This window comes from Cellulomonas sp. P24, from assembly GCF_024704385.1.
GTDB lineage: Bacteria > Actinomycetota > Actinomycetes > Actinomycetales > Cellulomonadaceae > JAJDFX01.
Window position 1 is genome coordinate 4,154,183 of sequence record NZ_JAJDFX010000002.1, and the last position, 12,791, is coordinate 4,166,973.

At 71.5% G+C, this 12,791-nt stretch carries 8 protein-coding genes and 2 pseudogenes; 6 read left to right on the plus strand and 4 right to left on the minus strand.

Annotated elements, in window-relative coordinates; translation table 11 throughout:
- The 4 genes and pseudogenes from hisS to LJB74_RS19370 all read left to right on the plus strand — a co-directional run bounded on the left by hisS (window position 1) and on the right by LJB74_RS19370 (window position 5,855).
- A pseudogene (gene hisS, locus LJB74_RS19355) lies at window positions 1–1,376 on the plus strand (histidine--tRNA ligase).
- Between the two features lie 67 nt (window positions 1,377–1,443).
- Window positions 1,444–3,177 carry an FAD-dependent oxidoreductase gene (locus LJB74_RS19360; RefSeq protein WP_259310051.1) on the plus strand — a complete coding sequence of 578 codons (1,734 nt, stop codon included), beginning with the start codon at window positions 1,444–1,446 and terminating at the stop codon, window positions 3,175–3,177.
- Between the two features lie 51 nt (window positions 3,178–3,228).
- Complete coding sequence (aspS, locus tag LJB74_RS19365) at window positions 3,229–5,040, plus strand: aspartate--tRNA ligase (RefSeq protein WP_259310052.1); 1,812 nt, start codon at window positions 3,229–3,231, stop codon at window positions 5,038–5,040.
- Window positions 5,037–5,855: a GNAT family N-acetyltransferase gene (locus LJB74_RS19370; RefSeq protein WP_259310053.1), complete on the plus strand. Its 819-nt coding sequence runs from the start codon at window positions 5,037–5,039 to the stop codon at window positions 5,853–5,855. The genes aspS and LJB74_RS19370 overlap by 4 nt, the downstream gene beginning before the upstream one ends.
- 3 nt (window positions 5,856–5,858) lie before the next feature.
- On the opposite strand, the pseudogene LJB74_RS19375 reads toward LJB74_RS19370, so the two are convergent.
- From LJB74_RS19375 to LJB74_RS19390, 4 genes and pseudogenes are all read right to left on the minus strand, one after another.
- Window positions 5,859–6,478, minus strand: a pseudogene (locus tag LJB74_RS19375) (FMN reductase).
- Entirely contained in the window at window positions 6,475–7,656 is a 1,182-nt protein-coding gene (locus LJB74_RS19380) for an LLM class flavin-dependent oxidoreductase (protein WP_259310054.1), read from the minus strand. The pseudogene LJB74_RS19375 and the gene LJB74_RS19380 overlap by 4 nt, the downstream one beginning before the upstream one ends.
- Window positions 7,657–7,769: 113 nt before the next feature.
- The gene (locus LJB74_RS19385; protein ID WP_259310055.1) at window positions 7,770–8,063 is read right to left on the minus strand and encodes a hypothetical protein; all 294 of its coding nucleotides are present in this window, start codon (window positions 8,061–8,063) and stop codon (window positions 7,770–7,772) included.
- 104 nt (window positions 8,064–8,167) lie between these two features.
- Window positions 8,168–10,402, minus strand: a complete 2,235-nt coding sequence (locus tag LJB74_RS19390; RefSeq protein ID WP_310650875.1) for an MMPL family transporter — start codon at window positions 10,400–10,402, stop codon at window positions 8,168–8,170.
- A 63-nt stretch (window positions 10,403–10,465) separates the two neighbouring features.
- On the opposite strand from LJB74_RS19390, the gene LJB74_RS19395 reads away from it, so the two are divergent.
- On the plus strand, window positions 10,466–11,848 hold the full coding sequence (locus LJB74_RS19395) for a replication-associated recombination protein A (RefSeq protein WP_259310057.1): 1,383 nt from the start codon (window positions 10,466–10,468) through the stop codon (window positions 11,846–11,848).
- 243 nt (window positions 11,849–12,091) lie between these two features.
- Window positions 12,092–12,718: a 30S ribosomal protein S4 gene (rpsD, locus tag LJB74_RS19400; protein WP_259310058.1), complete on the plus strand. Its 627-nt coding sequence runs from the start codon at window positions 12,092–12,094 to the stop codon at window positions 12,716–12,718.
- The last annotated feature ends 73 nt before the right edge of the window (window positions 12,719–12,791 follow it).

Sequence of the window (12,791 nt, forward strand, 5' to 3'; positions counted from 1 at the left end):
ATGGCCCGCCCCACCCCGCTGTCCGGATTCCCCGAGTGGCTGCCCGCCGGCCGCCTCGTGGAGCACCACATCATCGAGACGCTCCGACGCACGTTCGAGCTGCACGGCTTCGCCGGCATCGAGACGCGCGCCGTCGAGCCGCTCGACCAGCTCCTGCGCAAGGGGGAGACCTCTAAGGAGGTCTACGTCCTGCGCCGGCTCCAGGAGGAGTCCGGTGCTGCGGAGGAGCGCGCGGGTCAGCTCGCGCTGCACTTCGACCTCACGGTGCCGTTCGCGCGCTACGTGCTCGAGAACGCCGGCCACCTGTCCTTCCCGTTCAAGCGCTACCAGATCCAGAAGGTCTGGCGGGGGAGCGACCGCAGGACGGCCGTTTCCGCGAGTTCGTGCAGGCGGACATCGACGTCGTGGGCGCAGGTGAGCTGCCGTACCACTTCGAGGTCGAGCTGCCGCTCGTCATGGCCGAGGCCTTCGCGGCGCTCGCGCCCATCGGTATGCCGCCGGTGCGGATCCTCGTGAACAACCGCAAGGTCGTCGAGGGCTTCGCGCGGGGGCTGGGGCTCACGGATGTCGAGGCCGTGCTGCGATCGGTCGACAAGCTCGACAAGATCGGGCCTGCTGCGGTAGCCGAGCTCCTGGTCACGGACGCCGGCGCGACCGACGCGCAGGCGTCGGCGGTGCTGGAGCTGGCGTCGGTGCACGGCGAGGACGTGACCGTCGTCGACCGGGTGCGCGCGCTGGCGGTCGCGCACGGCGCGTCGACAGAGCTCCTGACGGCAGGGTTGGCGGAGCTCGGTGCGCTGATCGGCGCGGCGAGCGAGCGTGCCCCCGGGGTCGTCGTCGCGGACCTGAAGATCGCCCGCGGTCTCGACTACTACACGGGCTCGGTCTACGAGACGGTCCTGGTGGGCCACGAGCAGCTCGGGTCGATCTGCTCGGGCGGACGCTACGACACGCTCGCGTCGGACGGCTCGACGACGTACCCGGGCGTCGGCCTGTCCGTCGGGGTGTCGCGCCTGGTGTCCCGCCTGCTGTCCGTGCCGCTCGTCCGTGCCTCCCGGGCCGTGCCGAGCGCCGTGGTCGTCGCGGTGACCTCCGAGGACACCCGCGCGCAGAGCGAGCAGGTGGCGACCGCGCTGCGTGCCCGCGGCATCCCGGTCGAGGTCGCGCCGACGGCGGCGAAGTTCGGCAAGCAGATCCGGTACGCCGACCGCCGCGGCATCCCGTTCGTCTGGTTCCCGGCCGCCGCGGCCGACGAGGCCGAACCCGACCAGGTCAAGGACATCCGCTCGGGCGAGCAGGTCCCGGCAGATGCCGCGACGTGGGCGCCGCCGGGTGAGGACCTCTGGCCGCGCGTGCTCCCGGTGGCGTCGTCCTGACGAACCGCGGTGACGGTACCGACGACGGCGCCGACACCGGGGCGCCCGGGCGTGCCACCATGCGCACATGGACACAGCTGCCCCCGATGACCACGACGTCGACGTCCTCGTCATCGGTTCCGGCTTCGGAGGGTCGGTCGCGGCCCTGCGCCTCACCGAGAAGGGCTATCGGGTCGCGGTCCTGGAGGCCGGACGACGCTTCGCCGACGACGAGTTCCGGACGTCGTGGCACCTTTGGACGTTCCTCTGGGCGCCGGCGATCGGGTGCTACGGCATCCAGCGGATCCAGCTGCTGCGCGACTCGCTGATCCTCGCCGGCGCGGGCGTCGGGGGTGGCTCCCTCGTGTACGCGAACACGCTCTACCGGCCGCTCGCGCCGTTCTTCGCCGACCCGCAGTGGGCGCACCTGACGGACTGGGAGGCCGAGCTGTCCCCGCACTACGACCAGGCCCGTCGGATGCTGGGGGTGGTGCCGAACCCGTCGACGACCCCGGCCGACCGGCTCATGCTCACGGTGGCGACCCGGATGGGCTGCGCCGAGACGTTCCGCACGGCCGACGTCGGGGTGTTCTTCGACGAGCCCGGCCGCACGGTGCCGGATCCGTTCTTCGGCGGCACGGGACCTGCGCGCACCGGGTGCACCGAGTGCGGCGGGTGCATGACGGGATGTCGCGTCGGTGCGAAGAACACGTTGGTGAAGAACTACCTGCACCTCGCCGAGGCGGCGGGGGCTCGCGTCCACCCCATGACGACGGCGACGGAGCTGCACGCGCAGGCGGACGGCAGCTGGATCGTGCGGAGCCGGGGGACCGGACCCGGTGGCGCGCGCCGGACCGCCGTGTGGCGGGCGCGTGAGGTCGTGCTCGCCGCCGGCGCGCTCGGGACCCAGACCTTGCTGCACCGCAACGTCCGGGCCGGCCGGCTCCCACGGCTGTCACGACGGCTCGGGGAGCTGACCCGGACGAACTCCGAGGCGCTGCTCGGCGCGAGCGCCCCGCGCGTCGACCCGGACCGGGACCTGTCGCACGGCGTCGCGATCACGTCGTCGTTCTTCACCGACCCGCACACGCACATCGAACCTGTCCGGTACGGACCCGGGTCCAACGCGATGGCGCTGCTGCAGACGGTCCTGACGCGGGGCGCGCCGCGCTGGCGGCGATGGACCTTGGTCGTGTCCGGGTACGCGCGTGAGCTCGCGCGGAGACCGGTGACCACGGTACGTGCGCTGTCCCCGTACCGGTGGAGCGAGCGGACGACGATCGCCCTGGTCATGCAGGCGCGGGACAACTCGCTGACGACGCGCTGGGTGCGGGGACCGTGGGGCGGCCACCTGTCGAGCCGCCAGGGGCCCGGCGAGCCGAACCCGACGTGGATCCCCGACGGTCACCGTGCCGCGACCCTCCTGGCGGAGGAGCTCGGCAGCGTTCCGGGCGGGAGCTGGGGTGATCTCGTCAACATGCCGATGACCGCGCACTTCCTCGGCGGGTGCCCGATCGGCGCGACCGCGGACGAGGGAGTGATCGACCCGTACCAGCGGGTGCACGGCTACCCGACGTTGCACGTGCTGGACGGTGCCGCGGTGACGGCCAATCCCGGGGTGAACCCGTCCCTCACGATCACGGCACAGGCCGAACGGGCCTGCGCCCTCTGGCCGAACGCGTCCGACGTCGACCCGCGCCCGGCGCAGGGCCAGGCCTACGCCCGCCTCGCCCCTGTTGCACCGGTGCACCCGGTGGTCCCGGCCCAGGCGACCGGGGCGTTGCGGTGGGGGACGGACGGCCGAGGGAGCGGCGGCCACTAGGATCGACGGGGCGCCTCCCCGGCGTCGCACCGATCCCGGAAGGACTTCTCCGTGCTGCGCACCCACACGGCCGGCTCACTGCGAGCCGAGCACATCGGCCAGACCGTCACCCTCACGGGTTGGGTCGACCGGCGCCGTGATCACGGCGGTGTCGCGTTCATCGACCTCCGTGACGCGTCGGGGATCGCACAGGTCGTCATCCGTGACGAGGCGGTCGCGCACGGGCTGCGCAACGAGTACGTCCTGCAGGTGACCGGCACGGTCGGAGCCCGTCCCGAGGGAAACGCGAACGAGCACCTCGCGACGGGTGCCGTCGAGCTCGTCGCGAGCGACGTGGTGGTGCTCAACGAGTCCGCCCCGCTCCCGTTCCAGGTCTCCTCGGCGCTCGACGAGCACGTCGGCGAGGAGGCGCGGCTGAAGTTCCGCTACCTGGACCTGCGCCGACCGGCGCCCGCGGCCGCACTGCGCCTGCGATCGAAGGCGAACGCGGCAGCTCGTCGGGTCCTCGACACGCACGAGTTCGTCGAGATCGAGACCCCGACCTTGACGCACTCGACCCCCGAGGGTGCGCGCGACTTCGTCGTCCCTGCGCGCCTGTCGCCCGGCTCGTGGTACGCGCTCCCGCAGTCGCCCCAGCTGTTCAAGCAGCTGCTCATGGTGGCCGGGATGGAGAGGTACTACCAGATCGCCCGCTGCTACCGGGACGAGGACTTCCGTGCCGACCGGCAGCCGGAGTTCACCCAGCTCGACATCGAGATGAGCTTCGTCGAGCAGGACGACGTCATCCAGGTCGGCGAGGAGGTGCTCGTCGCTCTCTGGGAGCTGATCGGGTACACGATCCCGACGCCGATCCCACGGATGACGTTCGCCGACGCGATGGCGCGGTTCGGGTCCGACAAGCCGGACCTGCGGTTCGGTCTCGAGCTCGTCGACCTCACGGAGTACTTCGCCGACACGACGTTCCGGGTGTTCCAGGCGCCGTACGTCGGTGCTGTGGTGCAGCCGGGCGGCGCCGCGACCCCTCGTCGCGGCTTCGACGCGTGGCAGGAGTGGGCGAAGCAGCGGGGCGCGAAGGGCCTCGCCTACGTGACCGTCGGCGAGGACGGCACCCTCGGCGGACCGGTCGCGAAGAACCTGTCGGACGCCGAGCGTGACGGGCTCGTCGCGGCGGTCGACGCCTCGCCGGGAGACGCGGTCTTCTTCGCCGCGGGCAAGACGAGCGACGCCCGCGCGCTGCTCGGTGCGGCGCGGCTCGAGATCGGCAAGCGTGGCGGGCTGATCGACGAGAGCCAGTGGTCCTTCGTGTGGATCGTCGACGCCCCGCTGTTCAAGCCGACCGGCGAGGACGACGACGTCGCGGTCGGCGGCGGGTCGTGGACCGCGGTGCACCACGCGTTCACCTCGCCGACCCCGGAGTGGATCGGTCGGTTCGAGGAGGACCCGGGCGCCGCACTCGCGTACGCGTACGACATCGTCTGCAACGGGAACGAGATCGGCGGTGGGTCCATCCGTATCCACCGTCGCGACGTCCAGGAGCGAGTCTTTGCCGTGATGGGCATCGGCGAGGAGGAGGCTCAGGAGAAGTTCGGGTTCCTCCTTGACGCCTTCGCGTTCGGTGCGCCGCCCCACGGCGGGATCGCCTTCGGCTGGGACCGCATCCTCACGCTGCTGACCGGCTCTGCGTCGATCCGCGACGTGATCGCCTTCCCGAAGTCGGGTGGCGGCTACGACCCGTTGACCGGGGCTCCGGCGCCGATCAGCGCGGCGCAGCGTCGCGAGGCCGGCGTCGATGCCGTGGTGAAGCCCGCTCCGTCCGGTGCCGACGCACCCGCCGCAAGCGGGTCGGCGCCGCACGGGGAGTGAGCCCGAAGCCCGGCTCGTGGTGGCACGCCGCCGCGACCCGGGTCGTCGACCTTCCTGCGCCGTGGCCGGGCGACCCGTACCTGCTGGGCGAGCATGCTCTCGCCACGGTGGTCGTGGCGTGGGGGACCGGGACCGCCGTGGTTGCCGTCATGGAAGGGCTGGGTCGTGACCGGGGGGTGTTCGGCGTCGGGCGCGCCGAGGACGTCGCGGAGGTGCTCACCTCGATCGTGAAGCACGGTGAGCTCGCCGGGACCGGCGTCCGCTACGCGACCGTCTCGCGAGGTGCCGTCGAGCTGCTCGCTCCCGACGCTCGCGGTGCGCTCGGCCTCGAGGGGACCGGCTCGTCCTGGGACTGGATGTGGACTGACGCCCTGCTGCGCGTCGACGACCACTCCGCGGCGGAACGCCTTCCGCTCGGGCCACCGATCACCGACGAGGTCAGAGTGTTCCTGTCTCGCGGGCACCCGACCGCCAGCACCGCCCCGGACGACCCGCGCCTGATCGGCTGGTGGGGCGTGCGCGAGGCAGGCAGCCTGCACGCGGCGGTCGGGGCCATCCAGCTCGCGCCAGGGATGGCCCCGCACCTCGTGTCCCTCGGCGTCGACCCGGGGGTACGCGGTCGAGGGCTCGCCGGCGTGGTGCTCGCCGCCGCGGTCGCGGACTGCTTGGAGGTCCGGCCGGTTCACGGCCCGCCGTCGGTCAGCCTCGGGCTCTACGCCGACAACGAGGTGGCTCGTCGGGTGTACCTCCGGCTGGGGTTCGAGCTGCACCGACGTTTCACGTCGTGGCGCCTCGACGGACCGTCGAGCGGGTAGCCGTCAGGGGGTGTTGTCGAGCAGGTCGGCGAAGGACGGGGAAGCGGCGAAGGGGTCGGCAGGCCCGGGGTTCGTCCGGGCTGAGATCTTCTCCGCCAGCTCGCTCGCGGCTCGCACGATGCGCGCCGGCAACGGGGTGACGGTGTCCGCACCGCCTGCCCAGTCGTCGGTGGCTGCGAAGACCGAGGTGGCCACGGTGTCCGCCCGCAGGTAGGCGAACAGCGGGCGGACCGAGTACTCGAGCGCGAGGGAGTGCCGGGGGTCCCCCCGGTGGCCCCGAGGAGCACCGGCATGCCGCTCAGCGCGTCCGTGTCGAGGATGTCGACGAACGACTTGAACAGGCCCGAGTACGTCGTCGTGAACAGCGGCGTGACCGCGATGAGCCCGTCCGCACCGGTGACCGCGTCGAGGACCTTCCGCAGGGGGTCCGAGGGGAACCCGGTCAGCATCGCGTTGATCACGTCATGGGCGACGTCCCGCAGCTCGAACGTCTCGACCGTGGCCGTGATGCCGGCGTGGTCGAGCTCGTCGACGGTGGCCTGGGCGAGGCGGTCGGCGAGAAGTCGCGTCGAGGACGGCTTCCCGAGGCCCGCGGTGACGACGGCGATCCTGCGTGCGGTCATGCCGACTCTCCGGACGCGGCGTCCGCCGCTGTGAGGTCGTCCTCGGCCGTCCGCCCGGTCCAGCGGTCCTGTGCGGGTGCGGCGTGCTCGGTGGCCGGACCGGTTGCCCGTGCAGCGGCGACCCGCGCGGCGTGCGTGGGGGCGTCCGGGACCGTGGCCGGCCGGTCGGAGGCCATCTCGGCACGGAGCGCCGGCACGACCTCGCCCCCGAGGATGTCGAGCTGTTCGAGGACGGTGCGCAGCGGCAACCCGGCATGATCCATGAGGAAGAGCTGACGCTGGTAGTGGCCGACCTCGTGGCGCATCGCGGCGTACCTGTCGATCACCTGCTGCGGGCTGCCCACAGTGAGTGGGGTCTGGGCGGTGAACTCCTCGAGGGACGGGCCGTGCCCGTACACGGGGGCCTCGTCGAAGTACGGACGGAACTCCCGCACCGCGTCCTGGGACCGAGGCCGCATGAAGACCTGACCGCCGAGGCCGACGATCGCCTGCTCGGCGGTGCCGTGCCCGTAGTGCTCGAACCGCTGGCGGTAGTAGCGCACCATCGACCGGGTGTGCTCCATCGGCCAGAAGATGTTGTTGTGGAAGAAGCCGTCGCCGTAGTAGGCGGCCTGCTCGGCGATCTCGGGGCTCCGGATGGAGCCGTGCCACACGAACGGTGCGACGCCGTCGAGTGGGCGCGGGGTCGAGGTGAAGCCCTGCAACGGTGTGCGGAAGCGGCCCTCCCAGTCGACGATCTCCTCGTCCCACAGCCGGCGGAGCAGGGCGTAGTTCTCGACCGCGAGCGGGATCCCCTGACGGATGTCCTTGCCGAACCACGGGTAGACAGGTCCGGTGTTGCCTCGACCCATCATGAGGTCGACGCGGCCGTCGGCGATGATCTGGAGCATCGCGTAGTCCTCGGCGATCTTGACCGGGTCGTTGGTGGTGATGAGGGTGGTCGCGGTCGAGAGCTGGATCGTCGAGGTCGTCGCGGCGATGTAGCCGAGCATCGTCGTGGGGGAGGAGGGGACGAACGGCGGGTTGTGGTGCTCGCCGGTGGCGAAGACGTCGAGGCCGACGTCCTCCGCGTGCTTCGCGATCGTCAGCATGGCCTTGATCCGCTCGGCCTCGGTCGGGGTGCGACCGGTGGTCGGGTCGGTGGTGACGTCGCCGACGGTGAAGATGCCGAACTGCATGTCAGGTACCTCGTCCTAGTCGATGCGTTTGCATGTACAGCCGCCCCAACAGACACCCCGGTCCGGCTATTCCCGGGGGACGGCGAGCATGCAGCGTCTGCGCGCGGGGCTCGTCACCACCGGGCCGGTGGGCCGATCTCCCCGGTCAGGCTCCGGTGCGGGCGCGGCGGTTGGTCGAGCTCCGGGACGCCGATCAGCGCCCCTGGACCGGCGTCGGCGGACAGCACCACCGGCCGTGCGGCGCGTGAGCGTCGCCACATGCCTCGAAGGGTCCACCAGGCGGTGACGCCGAGTCCGCAGAGCAGGAGGTACGGCACGATCGCCATGCGGGAGTCGGACAACCCGACCAGGACGACGAGCACGTAGACGAGCCACGTGGCGACGAGCGCGAAGCCGAGCGAAGCCAACCGAGCCCGACGGCGCAAGCGCCGATAGGCGACGAAGTCGACAGGGACGCGGACGACGACCTCCGGGACCGGTCCGGACGTACCGACGTGCTCCTGAGCGATGCTCAGTGGGTGATCGCGAGCCTGTCGTAGATCCTGGTCAGGAACTTCGGGGCCCACCAGTTCCACCTCCCCAAGAGGGTCATCGTCGCCGGGACGAGCAGGAGCCGCACGAGGCTCGCATCGATCAAGACTGCCACCGCGAGAGCGAAACCGACCTCCTTGATGACGAGCATCTTGCCGGCGACGAAGCCGGCGAACACCACGATGATGATGGCGGCCGCCGAGGTGATGATGCGCCCCGAACGCTGCAACCCGAGCCGCACGGCCTCGTCGTCCGCCACCCCGGCGTCGTGCAGCTCTTTGATCCGGGACAGCAGGAACACCTCGTAGTCCATCGCGAGGCCGAACGCGAACGCGATGACCAGGGCGAGGACGTACGTCTCCACCCCGCCCGTCGAGATGAAGTCGAGGAGACCGGAGAGGTGACCGTCCTGGAACACCCAGACCAGGACGCCGAGCGCTGCGGACAAGGAGATCGCGTTGGCGAGGAGCGCCTTGAGCGGGATCACGACGGAACCGGTCATGAGGAACAGCAGCACGAAGGTCGCGAGGACCACGATCCCGATCGCCCAGGGCGCACGATCCACCAGCGCGTTCGTGAAGTCGATCTGCACCGCCGCCTGACCGGCCACCCAGGTCGGGAAGGGGTGCGGGAGGGCGCGGAGCGCGTGCACGACGTCGCGGGCGACCGCGCCACCCGGGTCGGCCGTGTCTGCCCGCACGCCGATCACCACGTAGCCACCCTGCGCCGTCGGTGCGTCGACGGAGGTGACGTGCGGGACGCTCGCGAGCGTGGTCGCCCAGGTCTGTGCCTCGGCGAGCGAGGTCTGCGCCACGACGGTGACGGTCGGGGACGACGAGGCAGGGTACTGGTCCGCCAGGGCCGACAGGTACGCGCGCTGGGTGCTCCCGGCGGGCAGGAGCTCGGTCATCGAGTTCCGGAGCTCCATCTGGCCGAGCGGGAGCGCGAGGACGGCGAGGACGACGAGCACGCCCCCGAGCACCCACCACGGTCGGCGCTGCACGCGACCCGCCAGCGCGGAGAACGCGCCCTCCTCCGACTGCACGTCGGCGGTCCGGGCGAGCGCGGCACGCAGCCCGGGGATCCTGCTGATGAGCCCCGGTCGTGCCAGGCGGCGCCCGGTCATCGTCAGGAGTGCCGGCACCAGCGTGAGCGCGGTGGCCACGGCGATGACGATCACGGTGACACCGGCGGCCCCGAAGGTGCGCAGGAGGTCGGGTCGGAACACCATGAGCCCCGCGATGGAGACTCCGACGGTCACCGCCGAGAACGCGACCGTCCGGCCCGCGGTGGACATCGTGCGGACGATCGCCTCGGTGACGGCGCCGTCGCCGCGTCGACGGCGGGGTCGTCTCCCGGACTCTGCGTCCAGCGCCTTGTGCAGCTCCTCACGGTAGCGCGAGACGATCAGCAGCCCGTAGTCGATCGACAGCCCGAGTCCGAGGATCGTGACGACGTTGACGACGGACGCGTCCATGCTGATGACGTACGAGTAGAACAGGAGGCTGCCGAGCCCACCGCCGATCGACGCGATCGCCCCGACCATGGGCATCGAGGCGGCGAGGAAGCCGCCGAAGACCAGCACCATGATCGCGAGCGCCACGGGCAGGGCGATTGCCTCACCGGTGCGCAGGTCCTCCTCGACCTGGTGGGTGATCGCGGCGGTGATCAGGCTGGATCCGCCGACGATCCCGGTCGCCGCCGGTGCCGCGGCGGTGAGCTCGCCGGTCACCTGGGTCAGGCGCGCCTCGACCTTGGTGAGGGCTTCCGTGTTGGCGTCCTTCGACAGCGACGGGTCGAGGTCGACGACGACGAGGAAGCCGTCCCCCGAGCGTCCGAGGAGCGGGGTCGCCGCAGCATTCGTCACCCCGCCAGGGACGACGTACGGGTCGAAGACCGACGTGACACCGGGGATGGCCGCGAGCTCGGTGTTGACCGTGGACATCGTCGTCGCGACGTCGGCGGACGCCGGGTCGAGACCCCGCACGAGCAACGAGAGAGAGGAACCCGAGGTCGACGTCCGGGCCAGGATGTCCTGCGCGGTCTGGCTCTCGGACCCGGGAACCCCCGGTGCACCCGCGCTCAACCGGTCGAACAGCGACTGACCCTGCACCCCGAACGACGCCAGCGCGAAACCGAGGACGGTGATGACCACCCACACGAGGACGAACCAGCGCGGGTGACGCGCGACGCGGCGACCGAGGGATGCGAACACGCTGGTCAGCATCGCAGGTTGCGGCCAGGGTTTCCACGCGGTCCCGGTGCGTAGGCTCAGGGCATGGACCTGTTCGACTCCGTGACGTCGACCGCGCAGGGGACGGCGGTCGCCGGGCCGAATGCGCCGCTCGCCGTCCGGATGCGGCCGCGCACGCTGGAGGAGGTGGCCGGCCAGGGGCATCTGCTGGCCGCGGGCTCGCCGCTGCGTCGCCTGGTCGAACCGGCCGATGAGCGGTCGCGGCGTGCGGCACCGTCCTCGGTGATCCTCTGGGGACCGCCCGGCACCGGCAAGACCACACTGGCGTACCTCATCGCGGCGACCTCGGGTCGCCGGTTCGTCGAGCTCTCCGCGGTCACGGCGGGGGTCAAGGACGTACGGCTGGTCATCGACGACGCTCGCCGACGGCTCGCGACCGGCGATGGCGAGACGGTGCTGTTCATCGACGAGGTCCACCGGTTCACCAAGGCCCAGCAGGACGCGCTGCTGCCGAGCGTCGAGAACCGATGGGTGACGCTGGTCGCCGCGACCACCGAGAACCCGAGCTTCTCCGTCAACTCACCTCTGCTGTCCCGGTCGCTGCTCCTCACGCTGCGGCCTCTCGAGACGGAGCACGTGCGTGAGCTGCTGCGGCGCGCCCTGACGGACGAGCGGGGGCTCGGGGGTGCGGTCGCCCTCGACGAGGACGCCGAGGAGCACGTGCTGCGCCTGGCGGGTGGTGACGCGCGCAAGGCGCTGACGATCCTCGAGGCGGCGGCGGGCGCCGCCCTGGACGACGGCGACCCGAGCAGCCGCAGTGGCGCGTCGGCGGTGGTCGACCTGGCGACCGTCGAGCACGCGATCGACGTGGCGGCGGTCCGGTACGACCGGGACGGCGACCAGCACTACGACGTCATCAGCGCCTTCATCAAGTCGGTCCGCGGGTCCGACGTCGACGCCGCACTGCACTACCTCGCGCGGATGATCGCGGCGGGCGAGGACCCGCGCTTCATCGCACGGCGGATCGTGATCTCCGCCGCCGAGGACATCGGCATGGCGGACCCGAGCGCGCTGCAGACCGCAGTGGCCGCGGCCCAGGCCGTCGCCCTGATCGGCATGCCCGAGGCGCGGATCATCCTCGCCGAGGCCGTCGTGCACCTGGCGACGGCACCGAAGTCGAACGCCGCCTATCTCGGGATCGACGCGGCGCTCGCCGATGTGCGCGCCGGCCGCATCGGCACGGTCCCGGCTCATCTGCGCGACGCGCACTACGCCGGTGCTCAAGGACTCGGCCACGGGTCGGGGTACCAGTACGCGCACGACGCGCCGCACGCCGTCGCCGCGCAGCAGTACCTCCCGGACGAGCTGGTCGGTACCCGGTACTACCAGCCGAACGATCGCGGGTTCGAGAGAGAGGTGGCTGCGCGCCTCGAGAGGATCCAGGCGATCCTGCACCCGCGCACCTGAGCGGGCGGTGCCCGTCCGCGGCTCTGCTCGTCCACGCGCTGCTCGTCGGCACCGCGGCGGTGGGGTAGGATCGACGGGTTCTGAAGGGTCTCGACCGATCAGGACGTATCGCACCACTCAGCAGAACCTGGGGCCTTAGCCGCCAGTCCGGACAGGTACGGACAGGCATCATGGTCGGCCCCACGCCCGCCGGAACATCTCCGTCAGCGGGTGTGACGTCACCTCTACACGACAGGATGAACTGTGTCTTCAGTTACGCGCTCGCGCCGCCAGGTGCGGCTCTCGCGGGCCCTCGGCCTCGCGCTGACCCCCAAGGCCGTCAAGCACTTCGAGAAGCGCCCCTACCCGCCCGGCGAGCACGGCCGCGCCCGCCGTCGGACCGAGTCCGACTACGCGGTGCGCCTTCGCGAGAAGCAGCGTCTGCGCGCCCAGTACGGTCTGCGCGAGAAGCAGATGGCACGGGCGTTCGAGGAGGCCCGCAAGGACCAGGGTCTGACCGGTGAGGCGCTCGTCGAGCTCCTCGAGAGCCGTCTCGACGCCCTGGTGCTGCGCTCGGGCTTCGCCCGCACCATCCTGCAGGCGCGCCAGACCGTCGTGCACCGCCACGTGCTCGTCGACGGCAAGATCGTCGACCGCCCGTCGTTCCGGGTGAAGCCCGGCCAGACCATCCAGATCAAGCCGAAGAGCCAGGCCACCGTGCCGTTCCAGGTCGCCGCCGCCGGCGCCCACCGGGACGTCCTGCCGGCTGTCCCGGGCTACCTGGACGTCCAGCTCGAGAAGCTCTCCGCGGTGCTCACCCGTCGGCCGAAGCGTGCCGAGGTCCCGGTGACCTGCGAGGTCCAGCTCGTCGTCGAGTTCTACGCCCGCTGATCGTCCGGACCTCCACGGTCCGTCCGAAGGCCCTGCTCGCGCCCCTGGTGCGAGCAGGGCCTTCGGACGTTCC

What these genes read in the sequence shown, in the direction of transcription:
- LJB74_RS19395 (WP_259310057.1), top strand. Translation starts at nt 10,466, where the DNA reads ATGGACCTGTTCGACTCCGTGACGTCGACCGCGCAGGGGACGGCGGTC.
- LJB74_RS19380 (WP_259310054.1), bottom strand. Translation starts at nt 7,656, where the DNA reads ATGCAGTTCGGCATCTTCACCGTCGGCGACGTCACCACCGACCCGACC.
- LJB74_RS19360 (WP_259310051.1), top strand. Translation starts at nt 1,444, where the DNA reads ATGGACACAGCTGCCCCCGATGACCACGACGTCGACGTCCTCGTCATC.